1 pseudogene is annotated in these 300 nt (G+C 34.0%); it reads left to right on the top strand.

The features are described from left to right. Positions 1–300: pseudogene (locus V6251_RS15265) on the top strand (carboxypeptidase-like regulatory domain-containing protein); the annotation flags it as partial.

Genomic DNA, 300 nt, shown 5'->3' with positions numbered 1-300 from the left:
ATACTTTGGTCAAAACGATATGTGGCGTATAGAAGGATATACAGCTTATGGATTTAAGGATAATAAATTTAAATATGTATTATCAGGTAAATGGTTACTAGATAAACGTAGTCGATTAATTATATCAGGAGGAAACCGACGTGATGTAGAGCAAATTGGAGCAAGTCTAACAACAAGTACAGATGATTTAGGACGAAGTTTAGCCACTACCTCAGTACTTGGAACAGGTACAAACGAAAAATTAACAAACATCAATTTAAGCACGTTATCAATCGAAGCACAGCCATTTAGAAATTTGGA

Source organism: Olleya sp. Ti.3.14 (genome assembly GCF_038154885.1).
GTDB lineage: Bacteria > Bacteroidota > Bacteroidia > Flavobacteriales > Flavobacteriaceae > Olleya.
This window is presented reverse-complemented; position numbering and strand designations above follow the sequence as displayed.